At 72.1% G+C, this 15,810-nt stretch carries 13 protein-coding genes and 1 pseudogene; 5 read left to right on the top strand and 9 right to left on the bottom strand.

The genetic code is table 11. The annotated features are described in order from the left end of the window. The 5 genes from JGS39_RS33475 to JGS39_RS33455 form a co-directional block, all read right to left on the bottom strand. A partial coding sequence (locus tag JGS39_RS33475) for a phytoene desaturase family protein (protein WP_219573517.1) occupies positions 1 to 1,306 on the bottom strand: 1,306 nt, incomplete at its 3' end. A 31-nt stretch (positions 1,307 to 1,337) separates the two neighbouring features. Next, positions 1,338 to 1,955, bottom strand: coding sequence for a DUF4126 domain-containing protein (locus JGS39_RS33470; RefSeq protein ID WP_219573516.1), 618 nt, complete (start codon positions 1,953 to 1,955; stop codon positions 1,338 to 1,340). 361 nt (positions 1,956 to 2,316) lie between these two features. Continuing rightward, a complete protein-coding gene (locus JGS39_RS33465) occupies positions 2,317 to 2,928 on the bottom strand; it encodes a TetR/AcrR family transcriptional regulator (RefSeq protein ID WP_219573515.1) in 612 nt (203 codons plus the stop codon). Between the two features lie 29 nt (positions 2,929 to 2,957). Beyond that, positions 2,958 to 5,045: a YhgE/Pip family protein gene (locus JGS39_RS33460; protein WP_219573514.1), complete on the bottom strand. Its 2,088-nt coding sequence runs from the start codon at positions 5,043 to 5,045 to the stop codon at positions 2,958 to 2,960. Further along, complete coding sequence (locus JGS39_RS33455; protein ID WP_219573513.1) at positions 5,017 to 5,952, bottom strand: ATP-binding cassette domain-containing protein; 936 nt, start codon at positions 5,950 to 5,952, stop codon at positions 5,017 to 5,019. Before JGS39_RS33455 ends, JGS39_RS33460 begins: the two co-directional genes overlap by 29 nt. Positions 5,953 to 6,123: 171 nt before the next feature. Between JGS39_RS33455 and JGS39_RS33450 the strand changes: the two genes are divergently transcribed. The 3 genes from JGS39_RS33450 (at position 6,124) to JGS39_RS33440 (ending at position 8,204) form a co-directional block, all read left to right on the top strand. Next, positions 6,124 to 6,651 (top strand): SAV_6107 family HEPN domain-containing protein, encoded by a 528-nt coding sequence (locus tag JGS39_RS33450; RefSeq protein WP_219573512.1) that lies wholly within the window; start codon positions 6,124 to 6,126, stop codon positions 6,649 to 6,651. 100 nt (positions 6,652 to 6,751) lie between these two features. Next, positions 6,752 to 7,510: a class I SAM-dependent methyltransferase gene (locus tag JGS39_RS33445; protein ID WP_219573511.1), complete on the top strand. Its 759-nt coding sequence runs from the start codon at positions 6,752 to 6,754 to the stop codon at positions 7,508 to 7,510. Positions 7,511 to 7,805: 295 nt separating this feature from the next. Beyond that, positions 7,806 to 8,204 (top strand): SCO2097 family morphological protein, encoded by a 399-nt coding sequence (locus JGS39_RS33440; protein ID WP_148017729.1) that lies wholly within the window; start codon positions 7,806 to 7,808, stop codon positions 8,202 to 8,204. A gap of 412 nt (positions 8,205 to 8,616) precedes the next feature. Here the strand turns inward: JGS39_RS33440 and JGS39_RS33435 are convergent, their stop codons facing one another. From JGS39_RS33435 to JGS39_RS33420, 4 genes are all read right to left on the bottom strand, one after another. Continuing rightward, positions 8,617 to 11,031: a transglutaminase TgpA family protein gene (locus JGS39_RS33435; protein WP_219573510.1), complete on the bottom strand. Its 2,415-nt coding sequence runs from the start codon at positions 11,029 to 11,031 to the stop codon at positions 8,617 to 8,619. A gap of 10 nt (positions 11,032 to 11,041) precedes the next feature. Then, complete coding sequence (locus JGS39_RS33430; protein WP_219573509.1) at positions 11,042 to 12,421, bottom strand: DUF58 domain-containing protein; 1,380 nt, start codon at positions 12,419 to 12,421, stop codon at positions 11,042 to 11,044. Next, a complete protein-coding gene (locus JGS39_RS33425; RefSeq protein ID WP_219573508.1) occupies positions 12,421 to 13,470 on the bottom strand; it encodes an AAA family ATPase in 1,050 nt (349 codons plus the stop codon). The genes JGS39_RS33430 and JGS39_RS33425 overlap by 1 nt, the downstream gene beginning before the upstream one ends. A gap of 258 nt (positions 13,471 to 13,728) precedes the next feature. Further along, the gene (locus JGS39_RS33420; RefSeq protein WP_219573507.1) at positions 13,729 to 14,274 is read right to left on the bottom strand and encodes a beta-class carbonic anhydrase; all 546 of its coding nucleotides are present in this window, start codon (positions 14,272 to 14,274) and stop codon (positions 13,729 to 13,731) included. A 380-nt stretch (positions 14,275 to 14,654) separates the two neighbouring features. Between JGS39_RS33420 and rsmH the strand changes: the two genes are divergently transcribed. Both rsmH and JGS39_RS33410 read left to right on the top strand, forming a co-directional pair. After that, positions 14,655 to 15,539, top strand: a complete 885-nt coding sequence (rsmH, locus tag JGS39_RS33415) for a 16S rRNA (cytosine(1402)-N(4))-methyltransferase RsmH (protein ID WP_219573506.1) — start codon at positions 14,655 to 14,657, stop codon at positions 15,537 to 15,539. A gap of 106 nt (positions 15,540 to 15,645) precedes the next feature. Next, a pseudogene (locus JGS39_RS33410) lies at positions 15,646 to 15,810 on the top strand (cell division protein FtsL); the annotation flags it as partial.

Genomic DNA, 15,810 nt, shown 5'->3' with positions numbered 1-15,810 from the left:
CGGCCTCGGACTCCGCGGGCGTCCGCACCTCCCTGTGCAGGATGCGGTCCCGCAGACCGGGCACGGCCGCGCTCGCCGTGTCGATCAGGGTGTCCGCGAACCGTGCCCGCAACGCCTCGTCCGTCCAGTCCACCTGGCCGTGCGGGGCGACGGTCGCCGTCAGCGTCACGGCCTCGTGGGCCTCGTCGGGGCGGGTCGAGGGATCGTCGGGGCGCAGCACCGTCACCGTGGGGTGCGCGGCGAGCCGGCCGCCGGACAACGCCTCGTGCTCCGCCGCCCCGTCCGCCGGATGCACCAGCGTCCGGTGCACGGCGTCCGCGGACCGCGCTCCGCGCAGCGACAGCAGAACCATGAACCGGCCCGTCGGCGCGGAGCCCTCCGGCCGGGGCTGCACCGTCACGTCGCCGTCCTGCCATAGCTCCTGAGTGGGCATCAGGCCCGGGTGCGGCCGGGCCCCCAGCACCACGTGAGCCGCCTCCGCGACCGTGCCGTCCGTCAGTTCCACGCCTGCCGCCCGGCCGTCCTTCTCCAGGACCCGGGCCACCTCCGCGCCGAAGACGAACTCCACCTTCCGGGCCAGGCACCGTTCGTACACGGCCTGCGCGAGTGCCCGCATGCCGCCGGAGACGTACCAGCTGCCGAAGGTCTCCTCCATGTACGGCAGCAGGGCCGTGCTCGCCGGGGCGTGCTGCGGATCGAGCCCGTACGACAGCGCGTACCCGTCCAGCAGGGCGGCCAGCCGGGGATCCGCCAGCTCCCAGGACCCGATCTCCGTCACCGTGCCGGCCCGGAGGGAGGGGCGGAGCAGCCGCCGCCGCACGGGCGCCGGATACGGATCGCGGGTCAGGACCTGCCAGTCGGGGCGCAGGGGCTCCTCCAGCAAGGGGCGACGGGACCGGTCCCAGGCGTCCCCTGCCCGGTCGAGGAACGCCCCCCAGCTGCCGCCCGCGCCCTCGCCGAGCGCGGCGTCCAGGGCCGCGACGACGCCGGCCCGCGAGGCGTTCGGCAGGGACACGTCCGTGCCGTCCGCGAAGACATGACGGCTCGCCGGATCGACCTGGGACAGGGTGACGCACCGCTCCAGCGGTTCCTTGCCGGTCTTCACGAACAGGTCGCGGTAGACGGCCGGAAGATGGAGCAGGCCGGGGCCCGTGTCGAACGCGAAGCCGTGCAGGGCATGGCGGCCGACCGATCCGCCGAATGTCTCCGACCGCTCGTACACCGTCACCCGGTGGCCTGCCACTGCCAGCCGGGCCGCCGCCGACATCGCGCCCAAGCCGGCGCCGATCACCGCAATACGTGCCATGCCGGCGACTCTAACGGCCGCTGCCGACAGCTCAGCCGTCAGGCCGGTGGGAGACGGTCTCCGCCAGGCGTCTCTCTTCGCGCCGCTGTGCTCTGCGGCGCAGGAACCGGCGGATCCGGGAGGCCAGGAAGACCAGTATCACCAGGCCGAGCACCAGCAGCGTCGCGGCGATGGAGGCCGCGATCCACGGATGGAATATGGCGAAGGTGACGACTCCGGCGACCCCGAGGTCCTCGGCGATGCTCACCGCGATATTGCTGAAGGGCTCGGGGGAGGTGTTGACCGCCATCCTGGTGCCCGCCTTCACCAGATGGCTCATCAGAGCGGTGGACCCGCCGATGGCCCCCGCGGCGAGTTCCGGCAGCGAACCGCTCTCGCCCGCCAGCAGCGCCGCCACGACCGCCCCGGCGAGCGGCCTGATGACGGTGTGCGCCGTGTCCCAGACCGAGTCCACGTACGGGATCTTGTCCGCCACCACCTCGCACAGGAAGAGCACACCGGCCACGACGAGGACATCGGTGCGCTGCAGCGAGGCGGGCACCTCGTCGGTGACACCGGTCGCGCCGAAGATGCCGAGGAGGAGGACCACCGCGTAGGCGTTGATCCCGCTCGCCCAGCCACTCGTGAACACCAGGGGGAGTACGGACACGGGGGTGATCGTAACCAGGTGGTGTACGGGTGCGGGAGGGTGCAGGTGCGCAGGGCTGAGTACCCGTACCTAGGACGTGAGATGAGTAGGGGAGCGGATGGGGTGCGACCTGCGTGGACGGCAGAGTGGGGACCACGGAAGGGGCGCTGCGCCGGTACCGCCGGCACGGGGCGGCGGAGCGGGCGCGGCACTCCTTTCCGGACGGGGGTGCACGGCGGAGGACTCGGGACCACGGGGGAACGCGGGGTCACGGGGGAAGGTTCTCCGGCAGCACGGAAGACGCCGGTCGGGCGGGGCTCGGGGGGATCGAGCTCCGCCGGACCGGCGCCTTCGTGCGTTCAGGACCCTCGCGGGGCCGGGGTCAGCGCCCGCTGACCCGCCCGTGCAGCAGCAGGGACAGCGCGGAGTGCACGTCGTCGATCGACCGCTCCGGCTGGAACGCCTGCCAGTCCAGTGCCGCCACCAGCACCATGCCGACCAGGGCGGCCGCTGTCAGCGGGATGTCGATCTCCTCGCTGAGCTCGCCGCCGGCGACGCCTTCCCTGAGGACGCCCTCGACCACCGCGACGGCCTCCTGACGCACCACCAGCAGGGTGGCCTGCCAGGCGCGGTTGGTGCGCCACAGCTCGGCCACGTACAGCTGGGTGAAGGCCGGGTAGCGGTCGATGAAGACCAGACCGGCCCGGATCATGGCGTCCAGCGCCTCGACCCGGCTGCCACCGCGCTCGTCGGTCTCCTCCGCCGCCGATCGCAGCGAGGAGGTGAGCAGCCCGACACCGTGGCGCAACAGCTCCTCGAAGAGCTCGGTCTTGCTCTTGAAGTTGTAGTACACCGTGCCCTTGGCGACCCCGGCACGCTCGGCGATCTCGTCAACCGTGGTCGCCGAGAACCCCTTCTCGGCGATCAGGGTCACAGCCGCTTCGTAGAGCTTCTGCCGGGTGGCCTGGCGGCGTGTGGCGCTACTGCTTTCCATGCTCCTGATTCTCACAGGTCCCGGAGCGCTCACAGACTCAGCTCCGGATGCAGCCGGTCCAGGGTCCACACCTGTTTGCGGCGCGCGGACAGGGCCGTCAGCGCGAGCGCTCCGGCGGTGAAGGCCAGCAGCACCGCGCAGCCCTGCCATACCGGGCCGAGCCCGCCGCCCGTGATCAGCCGGCGCAGGCCCTCGACGATGTAACTCATCGGCAGGTACGGATGGATCGCGTTGAAGAAGCCCGGGCTCGTCTGTACGGGGTACGTGCCGCCGGCCGAGGTCAGCTGGAGCATCAGCACCGCGAGGACGAGAATGCGGCCGGCCGCCCCGAACCTGGCGTTCAGCCACTGCACGATCGCCCCGAAGCAGCAGGTGACCAGGGCCAGGAAGCCGATGGTCCCGGCGGCGTGTGCCATCTGCAGGCCGAGCCCCCAGTGCAGTACGGACATCAGCGCGGCCACCTGGAGAAGACCGATCGCGGCCACCGGCAGCCAGCCCGCGAAGGCGATCCGCCAGGCGGGTGCCCCGGCGGCCAGGGCCCGCCGGTTCAGCGGCTGGATGAGCATGTACGCCACCATCGCGCCGACCCACAGGGAGAGCGGGATGAAGTAGGGGGCGAAGCCGGTGCCGTAGTTCGGAGCCGCGTGCAGCGACTGGGATGCCAGCCGCACCGGGTCGGCCATGACCTCGGTACGGGCGTCGCGGTCATTCTTGTCGTAGTCCGGGATCCTCCCGGCCCCGTCGTCGAGCCCCTTGGCCAGCGTGGCCGAACCGTCGCCGAGGCGGATCAGGCCGCTGTCGAGACTCGTCGCGCCCTTCTTGAGGTCTCCGACTCCGGTGTTCAGCTCGGCGGAGCCCGTCCTGGCCGTGGCCAGCCCGGTGTGCAGCTGGTCCGCGCCCTTGGCGACCTTGTGGGCGCCGGTGTTGAGCGCGTTGATCTTCTTGACCGCGCTCTCCAGGTCCTCGTCCAGACGCGGCGAGCGCTCGGCGAGGGCGTCCGCCTGCTTCTGCAGGGTGGTCAGCTGCCCGCGGAGCGCCTTGAGGTCCCCGTTCTGGTTCTTGACCAGGACGTTGACGTCGTCGGCCACGGCGGCGACATCGGCGGCCGCCGTCACGGCCCGCTTCAGCGGCGCGCAGACGGCTGTATCGGGGAGCGGCTGCTCCTCGCACCGGGTGCGGTGGACCTCGGCGAGGTCGTCGGAGGCCGTGTGGGCGGCCGTGGCGGCGGCGGGCGCCGTCTTCACCAGCAGGTCGAGGTTGTCCCGTACGGTCTGCGAGGAGTCGGCGACGAGGCGGGCCGTGTCGCCGATCGCCTTGCCGTTGTCCTTCAGGAACGGGCGGACGTCGGCGGCCACCCCGTTGACCTTGTCGGCGAGCAGCTGGGTGCCGTCCGCGACCTGGCGCGAGCCGGTCTCCAGATCGCCCGCGCCCTTGTCCAGCCGCACGATGCCGGTGGCCAGCCGGCCGCTGCCCGCCTTCGCGTCCTTCAGCCCGTCCGCGAGGTCCTTCGAGCCCTTCTTCGCCTTGCCGATCCCGGTCTCGAGGTCGGCGGCTCCCTTGGCCGCCTTCGCCGTCGCGTCGTGGAGATCGGAGAAGTTGATGAAGATCCGGTCGAGGAACCCCCGGGAGGCGTTGGCCGACGCGGCGGTACGGACCTCGGAGAACACCGTCCGGGAGATCTGGCCGACGATGTAGTTGTTCGCGTCGTTGGTGCGCACCTGGAGCGCGCCCGTCTCGGGGGAGTCGCCGGCGCTGGAGGCGATGCGCCTGCTGAAGTCCGAGGGCATGCTCAGCGAGAGGTAGTACGTGCCGTCCTCGACGCCCTGGCCGGCCTCGGCGGCGCTCACCTCGTGCCACTCGAAGACCTTGGAGTCGAGGAGCTTGCCGGTGATCTCGTCCCCGGCCTCGATGCGCTTGCCCGCGGCGGTGGCGCCCTTGTCGTCGTTGACCAGTGCAACCGGGATGCGGTCCAGGCGGCCGTAGGGGTCCCAGAAGGACCACAGGTACAGGGCGCCGTAGAGCAGGGGCAGCAGCAGGAGCGCGGCGAGTGCGGCGCGCGGCAGCTTTCCCCTGCCGAAGCGCCGGAGCTCAAGCGCGGCCAGTCTCGGCGAACGCATCGGCCGTCCCTTCGTCGAGTGCGGAGGCCGCCGGCTGCGCGGGCTCCCCGGTGGTGGCGGCGGGGTCAGTGGTTCCGGTGGTGCTGGTGTCGTCCGCGGGGGCTGTCGTTTCCGTGGTGCTGGTGTCGTCCGCGGGGGCTGTCGTTTCCGTGGTGCTGGTGTCGTCCGCGGGGGCCGTCGTTTCCGCGGTGTCGGTGTTGTCCGTGGTTCCGGTCGTGCCGGTGCGTACGGTGACGGCGTCATCGGGGGCCTGACTGCACACGGCCAGCACGGTCGTGCCGTCGGCGGCGAGGTGACGCAGCAGCTCCCAGGCCTCGGCGCGTTCCGCGTCGGACAGCTTGAGGTCGGTGTCGTCCACCGCGAGCAGGCGCGGCCGGCCGATCAGCGCGAGGGCGATGGAGAGCCGCAGCGCTTCCAGCCGTTCCAGATCCCTTACGGAGGTCCGCCCGGCCTTGGGCAGGGTGGCGGTGTCGAGTCCGGCCGCCTTCAGGGCGCGGTCGACGCGGGCCCCGGCCGCGGCGACGCGCTCGCGGCGAGGCCGCAGCAGGGCGCGCAGCGAGCCGTCGAAGCGGCGCTGCAACAGGGCGCGTTCACGCAGGTGCTCGGCGACCGTGAACGCCGGATCGAGCTCGCTGACCCCGGGCACCGAGCCCAGGGCCGCGACACGGCGTACGGCGGCGGCCCGGCGCGGCAGGCGCAGGCCGCCGGTGGAGGCCTCGCCCTCGGTGGGGCGCATCCGGCCGGTGAGGGCGAGCAGCAGGCAGGTGCGGCCCGAGCCGGACGGGCCCTCGATCGCGATCAGGGCCCCGGGGGCGGCGCTGAACGTCACGCCCCGGAAAGCCCATCCGCGCGGCCCCTTGAGGCCGAGGCCCTCGGCGGTGACAGCTGCCCCGTGCGGGCTGTTCACAGACCCTCCCCTGTCCTTCTTTTGAACTGACCAGTCAGTACAAAAAGGTAGCCGGAACTTGCGGTCGAAGCAAAAGGCCAGGTCAGGGGCAGGTTCGGATCGATTGTCAGTGGGGGCCGTCACGATGGATACAGACGGCCACGAAGCCGTTACGAGACAGGAGGTTCTGTCATGGCCCACTCGTCCGCAGCAGCCGCACCGCGACGCCGCACAGACGGCCCTGCCCCCTCACCGACCGGCCCGGCGCACGACGTCCACCCCGTACTCCGGCGCGCCACAGCGCCGCCCGCCGCCCTCGATCTCCTCGCCCAGGCCCACGCCGGCCTCGAAGAGGCAGCTGTTCTCGATGTGCCGAACGAGCGCTACGCCACCGCCCATCTCGCCGCGCTGCGCACCGCGGCCGCGGTGCTCGCCGTCCGCGGGCGCCCCGAGACCTCCCCGCGGCGGCGGGAGCGGATCCGCAGTGCCTGGGAGGTCCTGCCGGAGATCGCCCCCGAGCTCACCGAATGGAGCGCGCTCTTCGCCTCCGGTGCCGGCCGCCGGGCCCGGGCGGAAGCGGGCATACCCGGGGCGGCCGGCCGGCGCGACGCGGACGACCTGCTCCGTGACGCGGCGATGTTCCTTCGCCTGGTGGAGCGGCTGCTGGTGCTCCAGCCGGTCCTTCCGCAACCCCGCGCGGAGCGGTCCGATGCGGGATGACGGTGACGGCGGCGCGAGGCAATAGGGTGGACGGGACCTATCACCTGCGCTGTTCACGCTCCGCCCTCAGCGGCGGCACCGTGCCGAGGAGTCAACTGCCGTGTCGGACCAGCTGCGCCCCCGTGCCTCCCTCCGTACCGCTGTGGTCTGGGAGGTCCTCAAAGACGCTCTCGACGGCCAGGTCAAGGCGACCGGCAGGGACGCCCTGGACGTACTGGACACGGGTGGCGGTACGGGCAACTTCGCCGTTCCCGTCGCACGCCTGGGCCACCGGGTCACCGTCGTCGACCCGAGCCCCAACGCGTTGTTCGCGCTGGAGCGCCGTGCCGCCGAGGCCGGGGTCGCCGACCGGGTCAACGGAGTCCAGGGAGACATCCTCGGCCTGTTCGACGTGGTCGGGCGCGGTGGGTACGACGCCGTGCTCTGCCACGGAGTCCTTGAGTACGTGGACGACCCCGCCGAGGGCGTGCGGCACGCGGTGGAGGCGCTCCGCCCGTCCGGAGCACTCAGCCTGCTGGCCGCCGGACTCGGTGGCGCGGTCCTGGCCCGGGCGCTCGCCGGCCACTTCACCGAGGCGCGCCACGCGCTCAGCGACCCGGACGGCCGATGGGGCGAGGGCGACCCGGTGCCCCGGCGGTACACGGCGGAGCAGCTCACCGAGCTCGTCGAGGGCGCGGACGTCGAGGTCGGCGCGGTCCACGGGGTGCGCGTCTTCGCCGACCTGGTGCCGGGGGTCCTGGTGGACACCGAGCCCGGCGCGATGGAGGCCCTGCTCAAGCTGGAGGCGGCGGCCGCCGAGCTGTCCGCGTTCCACTCGGTGGCCACCCAGCTGCACGTCCTGGGCACCAAGCGGGCCTGAGGGGCCCTCCCGCCACCGGCCGGATCGCGACGGCAGTGTGGCTGATCAGCAACGCAGCTGCAGACGGAGTACGCCCCAGCAGCCCCGATCAGGCCCTTGGCCCCGTATGATCGGGGGACACCATCCGGCATGACGGATCGGAGGTTGGGGAATCAACGCCTCAGCAGCTGAGCCGTCGTGGCGGCCCGGACTGGCTGATTGGCAATGAGGGCGGGTTTCACGGGGGCGATTCCCTGCCTATCCTGGAAGGGCCGCATACCGGCCGCCCCCCGCGGCCGACGACGAGGAGGACTCCGTGCCGCTCTCGGAGCACGAGCAGCGAATGCTCGAGCAAATGGAGCGAGCGCTGTACGCCGAAGATCCCAAGTTCGCGACAGCGCTCGAGGGAAGTGGGCTGCGTACATACACCCGGCGACGGGTCTACCAGGCAGTTGCTGGCTTCCTGGTGGGAATCGCGCTCCTCATGGCCGGAATGGTCGCCCAGCAGATCTGGATCAGCGTGGTGGGGTTCCTCGTCATGCTGGGCTGCGCGGTGCTCGCGGTGACGGGTTGGCGCAAGGCGCCGAAACCGGGCGAGCAACAGGCAGTCCGCGCGGGTGGTGCGGAGCCGCGCCGACAGCCCAAACAGCGCAGGTCCGTGATGAACCGGATCGAACAGCGGTGGCAGCGTCGCCGTGATGAGCAGGGCCAGTAAGCGCTCAGAACACTTATGGGTGAGGGGCGGCCGCATTTCTGCGGCCGCCCCTCACCCGTGTACCCGTACGGAGGCCCGCAGAGCAGACGCCCGGGCCTGATGCCTTCGGTATCGACGCGGTTCGACGCGGTTCGACGCCCCGGGCAACCCCGCAGGACGGCGCTGATGCTCAAGGCCTGATGCCCCGGGTCGGCCCCGGGCGAGAGGCCTGATGTGCCGGGTCCCGGAGTCTGGGCTACCCCGCGCGGCAGGCCTGATGCTCCGGGCCTCGGAACCCGGTCGGCCCCGCGTGAGAGGCCTGATGTGCCGGGTCCCGGAGTCTGGGCTACCCCGCGCGGCAGGCCTGATGTCCCGGGCCTCGGAACCGAACCCGGGCAGACCCGCAGAACGGGCCTGTCCGGCGTCGCTAGTGTCAGCCCTGCTGGCGGGACGGGCGACGGAGCCACGCAGGCCGCTGCGGTGCCCGCCATCGGGCTGCCAGAGCAGCCCGGCGCTCCGAGACCGCCCACACCACCCGTACGGCGGAGCGCGGCGCCACTACCGCGCGGAACCGGGCGAACCGGCCGACGGAGCCCCGCAGGCCCGCCCGTACCGTCTGCGTATCCTCCGCGAGCCCCGACACCGGCCGCGGCTCCGGCGCGTAGAGCACCTGCTCCACCGCGCCCGCCACCCGGTGCACCGCCTCGGCCACCTCCGCGCCCAGCTCTCCCGCCCGTACCACCCGGGCCGCGGCCTTCCGTGGGGTCAGCGACTCGTCCGGCTCGATGCCGTGGTCCCAGGCCGTGTCGGTGATCTCCTGCCAGGCCGCCAGCGTTCGCGCGGTCGCGTCCGCCGGTGTGCGTCCGGTGGAGGATCCCAGGCGCCGGGCCCGTACCCGCATGCGCCAGAACATGGGCAGCAGCGGGAGCAGCAGTACGAGGACGGCCACCAGGGCCACTCCGAGCACGGCGCCCGCCGACGTCCCCGTGTCCGTGGGCGCGGTGGCACCCGGAAGGGCCGAGCTGCCGCACGCGCCCTGTCCGCCCGTCTGCGCCGGGCAGCTGTCCGAGGCGGACGGTGCGACCGGCACCGCTGCCGACTCCTCCGTCTCCGGCCGGGCCGGATCGGCGGAGTCACCGGAAGGGGTGTCCGGCAGCGTGTACGACGGCAGCGAACCGCGCGTCGGCGTGGGCTCGAAGCGGGTCCACCCGATGCCCTCGAAGTACAGCTCAGGCCAGGCATGCGCATCGCGCAGGCCGACCGACATCGAACCGTCCGACTGCGCCGTTCCGGGGGTGAAGCCGACGGCGACCCGGGCCGGGATGCCCAGCGTCCGGGCCATCGCCGCCATGGTGAACGAGAAGTGGACGCAAAAGCCCCGCCGGTCCTTCAGGAAGCGGCCGATCGCCGCGCTGCCGGTACCCGAGTTCACCGAGGTGTCGTACGTGAAGCCGCCCTCGGAGGCGAAGTAGTTCTGGAGCTTCACCGCCTGCTCGTAGGAGTTGGCGGAGCCCTTCGTCACCTCGTCGGCCGTCTCCCGGACCACCTTGGGCAGTGAGCCGGGTACTTGGGTGTACTCGCGCAGCAGGGCTGCCGGAACCTCGCCCGCGTCCGCGAGCTGTCCGGCCGTCGGCTGCACGATCAGGCTGGAGACCCCGTACTGCGCACCGCCGGTCGTCTCCCCGTCGTCCCCGACCAGGGTGCGGCCCTCGGGCTCGAACCGCCAGCGCCCGTCGACCCTCACCTCGGTCGCAGGGTAGGGGAGCGGCAGATAGGTCTGCTTGTACGAAGGCGACGCGGAGATGTTCGTACTGATCTCCGTCACCGCGACGTCCGGCGACAGACCGGGCGGGTTCGGGAGCCGTTTCGGTACGTCCTTCAGCCGGCGGGTCGAGGCCCGCCACTCGCTCCCGTTGAACTGGTCCAGGGCCAGGATGCGGAGGTAGAAGTCCTGCGCATCGGTCGAGTTGGTGCGGTACGACATCACCTCCCGGTTCTCCGGCTGATTGAGGTCGTTCTGCAGGGAGACCAGCGGGTTGACGGCGGAGATGGTGCCGCCACCGCTTCCCTTGCCGTTGCCGCCTCCCGTGCCGGCCAGCAGCCCGCTGTCGAGCGCGGGCAGGGCCGCGGGCACGACCAGCGCGATGCCCAGGGCGAACGCGCCGATGCGCCGCCCGGTGCGTACCGGGGCGAGAGCCCCGCCGCCTGAGGCGCCGATACCGGAGGAATGACCTCGGCCCCGGGCCGCGGCCGCCCCGGCGAAGACCCGCCCCCACTGGGAGAGCCGGTCACGTCCCTCGGCCAGGAGGAGGAGCAGATAGCCGCAGGCGGCCAGCAGGAACCACAGCCAGTCCGCGCCGCCGTCGGAGAGACCGGCGGCGACGGAGTAGAGGGCCAGCAGGGGCAGCCCGGCCGGCGCGGCGCTGCGGAACGTGACCGCCAGGGCGTCCACCGCGAGCCCGATCAGCAGCACGCCGCCCACCAGCATCAGCCGGATGCCCGCCGTGTCCGGTGCCGGAATCGCATACTGCCCGACGTCGTCCGCACCCACGGTCAGCAGGTCGGCGAGCCGCTGTACCGACTGCGGTCCGGGCAGGAAGCCCGCCAGTGCCTCCTGACGGGCGAACGCCACGGTCAGCAGCACCACCAGGACCAGCGCCTGGGCGGCGACGGTGGCCGCCCGCGGCAGCGGCACCCGCCGGCCGAGCGCGCCCACGCCGCACTGGATGGCCAGCAGGAACGCGGCCTGCACGATCCAGGCGTAGGGGTCGACCAGTGGCAGCATCGAACAAGCCGCCATCAGCGTCGCCGCATAGGCGCACAGCGCCAGCCGACCACGACCGCTCATGACCGTCCTCTCATGACCAACCACCGGTGAATCCCGTCGTGCCGCCGGTCGTGCCGCCCATCGCGGCGGACCCGGTCAGCGAGCCCTGATGGCTCGCCTGCTGCCACAGCAGGGCCAGATCCGCGCCCGGCCCGACCGGCACCGCTGTCCATCCCGACTCGCGCAGCAGCCGGAGCCGCTGCTCGCGGGCCGCGTCGGAGGCGGGCGACGCGCCGTGCACCCAGGCGGCGCTGTCCAGGACGAAGGCGACGGCCCCGCCACCGCGCTGTCGCATGCGGGCCGCTACCGCGGTCTGTTCGTCGTCCAGATCGCCGAGGAAGGCGATCAGCAGGCCCTCGTCGCCGCCGCGGAGCACGTCGTACGCCCGGGCGAGACCGTCGCCGTCGGAGTGGTCGACGACAGCGAGGGTGTCCATCAGCAGTCCGGCCGAGTCGGCCGAGTCCTGGGTGGAGCCGGAGAAGCCGCTCCCGCCCGGTGCCTCCGTGCCGTCGTCCGTCACCAGCCGGACCTCGAAGCCCCGTTCCAGCATGTGCACCAGCGCGGACGCCGCGCCGGAGACGGCCCACTCGAACGCCGAGTCGGGCCCCGTGCCCTGGAAGGCGATCCGGCGCGTGTCCAGCAGCACCGTGCATCTGGCCCGCTGCGGCTGCTCCTCGCGGCGCACCATCAGCTCGCCGTAGCGCGCGGTGGAACGCCAGTGGACACGGCGGAGATCGTCGCCGTGCCGGTAGCCGCGCGGGATGACGTCGTCCTCACCCGCCAGGGCCAGTGAGCGCTGCCGTCCCTCGCCGTAACCGGAGGCCTCGCCCGCCAGCCGCACCGGGGGCAGTGGTTCGGTCCGCGGGATGACGACGAGCGTGTCGTACGCGCTGAAGGAGCGCGTCAGCTCGCACATCCCGAACGGATCGCTCAGCCGCAGTTGCAGGGGACCGAGCGGGTAGCGCCCGCGCAGATCCGACCGCACCCGGTACGACACCTCGCGCCGGCCGCCCGCCTCCACCCGGTCCAGGACGAACCGGGGCCGCGGCCCGAGCACGTACGGCACCCGGTCCTGGAGCATGAGCAGACCTGTGGGCAGCCGCGAGACGTTGTCCATCCGCAGATGGACCCGCGCCTCGGCGCCCGCGGGCACCCGGGACGGGGAGAGCCGGCGGGTGCCGGCGACCTGGTAGCGGGTCCGGAACAGCACCGTCACACAGACCAGCGGCAGCACGGCAAGCAGCAGGCCGACCCGCAGCAGATCCCCCTGGCCCAGCACGTAGGCGCAGACGGCGGCGGCCACACCGGCCGCGAGGAAGGACCGGCCGCGCGTGGTCAGGCCGCCCAGGGCGGCCCGCAGACCGCCCTTGTCGTCGCTGTCGTCCACCGCGGGCGGCCCCCCGGCGGCCATCAGAGCCGCCGTGCGCCGGGCTGCTGCCGGCCGCCATACACCGCGCCCGGCTGGTGCTGGGGCGCCGGGACGGCCGCCCCGCCCGACGCGGTCGGCACGGGGGTCTGCTGAAGGATCTCCAGGACCACCTGTTCGGCGGTGCGGCGGTTCAGCTGGGCCTGTGCGGTGGGCAGCAGCCGGTGGGCGAGCACGGCGACGACGAGGGCCTGCACATCGTCCGGCAGGCAGTAGTCCCGCCCGCTCAGTGCCGCGGAGGCCTTGGCGGCGCGCAGCAGGTGCAGGGTGGCCCGCGGCGATGCGCCGAGCCTGAGGTCGGGGTGGTTCCGGGTGGCCCCGACGAGCTGCACCGCATACCGCCGGACGGCTTCGGCGACGTGGACCGCGCGCACCGCCTCGATCAGCTTGACGATGTCGTGGGCGTGCGCCACCGGCTGGAGGTCGTCGAGCGGTGAGACACCCCCGTGCACGTCGAGCATCTGCAGTTCGGCCTCGGCGCTGGGATAACCGATCGACACCCTGGCCATGAACCGGTCGCGCTGGGCCTCGGGCAGCGGATACGTGCCCTCCATCTCCACCGGGTTCTGGGTGGCCACGACCATGAAGGGGTCGGGCAGCTCGTAGGTGTGCCCGTCGATGGTGACCTGGCGCTCCTCCATCGACTCCAGCAGCGCGGACTGGGTCTTGGGCGAGGCGCGGTTGATCTCGTCGCCGATCACGATCTGGGCGAAGATCGCGCCCGGTTTGAACTCGAAGTCGCGGCGCTGCTGATCGAAGATCGACACACCGGTGATGTCCGAGGGCAGCAGGTCCGGTGTGAACTGGATGCGTCGCACGGAGCAGTCGATGGAACGTGCCAGCGCCTTGGCCAGCATGGTCTTGCCCACACCGGGGACGTCCTCGATCAGAAGATGGCCCTCCGCCAGCAGCACGGTCAGCGAAAGGCGTACGACCTCGGGCTTGCCCTCGATCACACCTTCCACCGACCTGCGTACCCGCTCCGCTGTGGTGGTCAGATCTGTGAGGCTCGCTCGATCGTCATAGGTCGTCACCCGGCCCTCCTCGGCCCTGCCCCACGCTCACCAGGAGCACAGGATTCCCCAGTCACGGGCCGGTGCCCTTGTGCGGCCCGGCCCACCCCGAATCACGGACACCGCGCCGGACAGCGTCCGGCGGGGTGTCACACCCGCATTCTTGTTGCCGTTACCGCTTCGTGTCACTCGCCTGTGGATAACCGGGGCCGAAATGTCGGGTCGATGGGGATTTTCGCCGCCGGAACGTGCCCGTCCGGCTCCTTCGGGCCGGGAAAGTCAGGAAGCCGGAAGGATCTCGCGCAGCAGACCGGTGGTCACGTCGAAGACGAATCCGCGCACGTCGTCGGTGTGCAGCAGGAACGGGGAGGTGCGGACCCGCTGCATCGACTGCCGCACGTCCTGGTCGGCATCGGTGTAGGCCTCGACCGCCCAGGCCGGCCGCTGGCCGACCTCCATCTCCAGCTCCCGGCGGAACTCCTCGGTGATCGACTCCATGCCGCAGTTGGTGTGATGGATCAGCACCACGCTGCGCGTGCCGAGGGCCCGCTGGCTGATCGACAGCGAGCGGATGACGTCGTCGGTGACCACGCCGCCCGCGTTGCGGACGGTGTGACAGTCACCGAGGGCCAGGCCGAGCGCCTTGTGCAGGTCGAGCCGTGCGTCCATGCAGGCGACGACGGCGACGCGCAGCACGGGCTTCGCGTCCATGCCGGGATCGCTGAACTCGGAGGCGTACTGGACGTTCGACTCGATCAGACGGTCGGTGACGGTGCCGTCGGTGCGGGCCTGGTCCGTGGCAGGGGAGTGCGCAGAAGTCGACATGGACTAGACGTTAGCTCTCGCCAGTGCCGTCGGCGTGGTGTCGAAGCGGACAAAGAACGTCAACGACGCTTGTTGTGAGGTAACCCACAAGCCTCACACTCGGTCACCCGGGCGGGTGAACAAAGCGAGGGCCGACGCGCTGTCGGGTTGATTGATCGGGAATCGATCGAATGGCAGGGTGGACTAAAGTGACGGGAAGTTACCGACACCCTGCACATTCCGATGTCTTCCCCGTGTGCGCGGCGTACGTACGGCCCGGCCCTCTCCCGCTCGCCGGTCGGCTGACGCCCCTTCCCCGGCGCCGGCGGACCTCCCCTTCGCGAGCGGGCGGGGACCAGGCCGTACGTGCAGCGCCCCGGGACCTGAGCCTGAGAGGGCGCATGAGCCAGACCCGACACGTCCCGGTGATGCTCCAGCGGTGCCTGGACCTGTTGGCCCCGGCTCTGGAGGCACCCGGCCCGCAGCCGCCCGTGGTCGTCGACTGCACCCTGGGCCTCGGCGGACACAGCGAGGCGCTGCTCTCCGCCTTCCCCACCGCCCGGCTGATCGCGCTCGACCGGGACAAGGAGGCGCTGCGGCTCTCCGGCGAGCGGCTCGCCCCGTACGGCGACCGCGCCACGCTGGTGCACGCCGTCTACGACGAACTGCCCGAGGTGCTGGACCGGCTCGGCGTACCCAAGGTCCAGGGCATCCTGTTCGACCTCGGCGTCTCCTCCATGCAACTGGACGAGGCCGACCGCGGATTCGCGTACGCCCAGGACGCCCCGCTCGACATGCGGATGGACCAGACGACCGGCATCGGCGCGGCCGAGGTGCTCAACACCTACCCGCCGGGCGAGCTGGTCAGGATCCTGCGCGCGTACGGCGAGGAGAAGCAGGCCAAGCGGATCGTCTCCGCCGTCGTGCGCGAACGCGAGAAGGAGCCGTTCAGCAACAGCGCACGGCTCGTCGAGCTGATCCGTGACTCGCTGCCGCAGGCCGCCAAGCGCACCGGCGGCAACCCGGCCAAGCGCACCTTCCAGGCGCTGCGCATCGAGGTCAACGGCGAGCTCACCGTGCTGGAGCGGGCGATTCCGGCCGCGGTGCGGAGCCTCGCCGTCGGTGGACGCATCGCCGTCCTCTCGTACCACTCGCTCGAGGACCGCCTGGTCAAGCAGGTGTTCCGCGGCGCCGAACTGCCCACCGAGGAGGAGGTCGCCGAGAACCGGCGCGCCGCCCCCGCCCGGCTCCGCGGCGCCCAGCGCATCCGCGAGGAGGAACGATGAGCAGCCGGCGCCCTGAGTCCTCGCGGACCCGGCCCGGGGACGGAGCGGCGCGGTGAGCAACGCGGCCGGCGGGCTGAAAGGACGCGCCGCGCGGCTCAGCCGGCTGATGCCGGCCGGGCCCAGCAACGCGGCCCGGACCCCCTTCGTCCTCTTGGTCGTCCTGCTCCTGGGCGGCGGCCTGATCACCCTGCTGCTGCTGAACTCCGCGCTCAACGAAGGATCGTTCCGGCTGAGCGAGCTGAAGAAGCGGACCACGGACCTCACCGACGAC

The sequence above is a fragment of the Streptomyces poriferorum genome (genome assembly GCF_019399235.1).
In the GTDB taxonomy this organism is placed as follows: domain Bacteria; phylum Actinomycetota; class Actinomycetes; order Streptomycetales; family Streptomycetaceae; genus Streptomyces; species Streptomyces poriferorum.
Note: the sequence above shows the minus strand (reverse complement) of the source record. Positions and strands in the feature narration are given on the sequence as shown.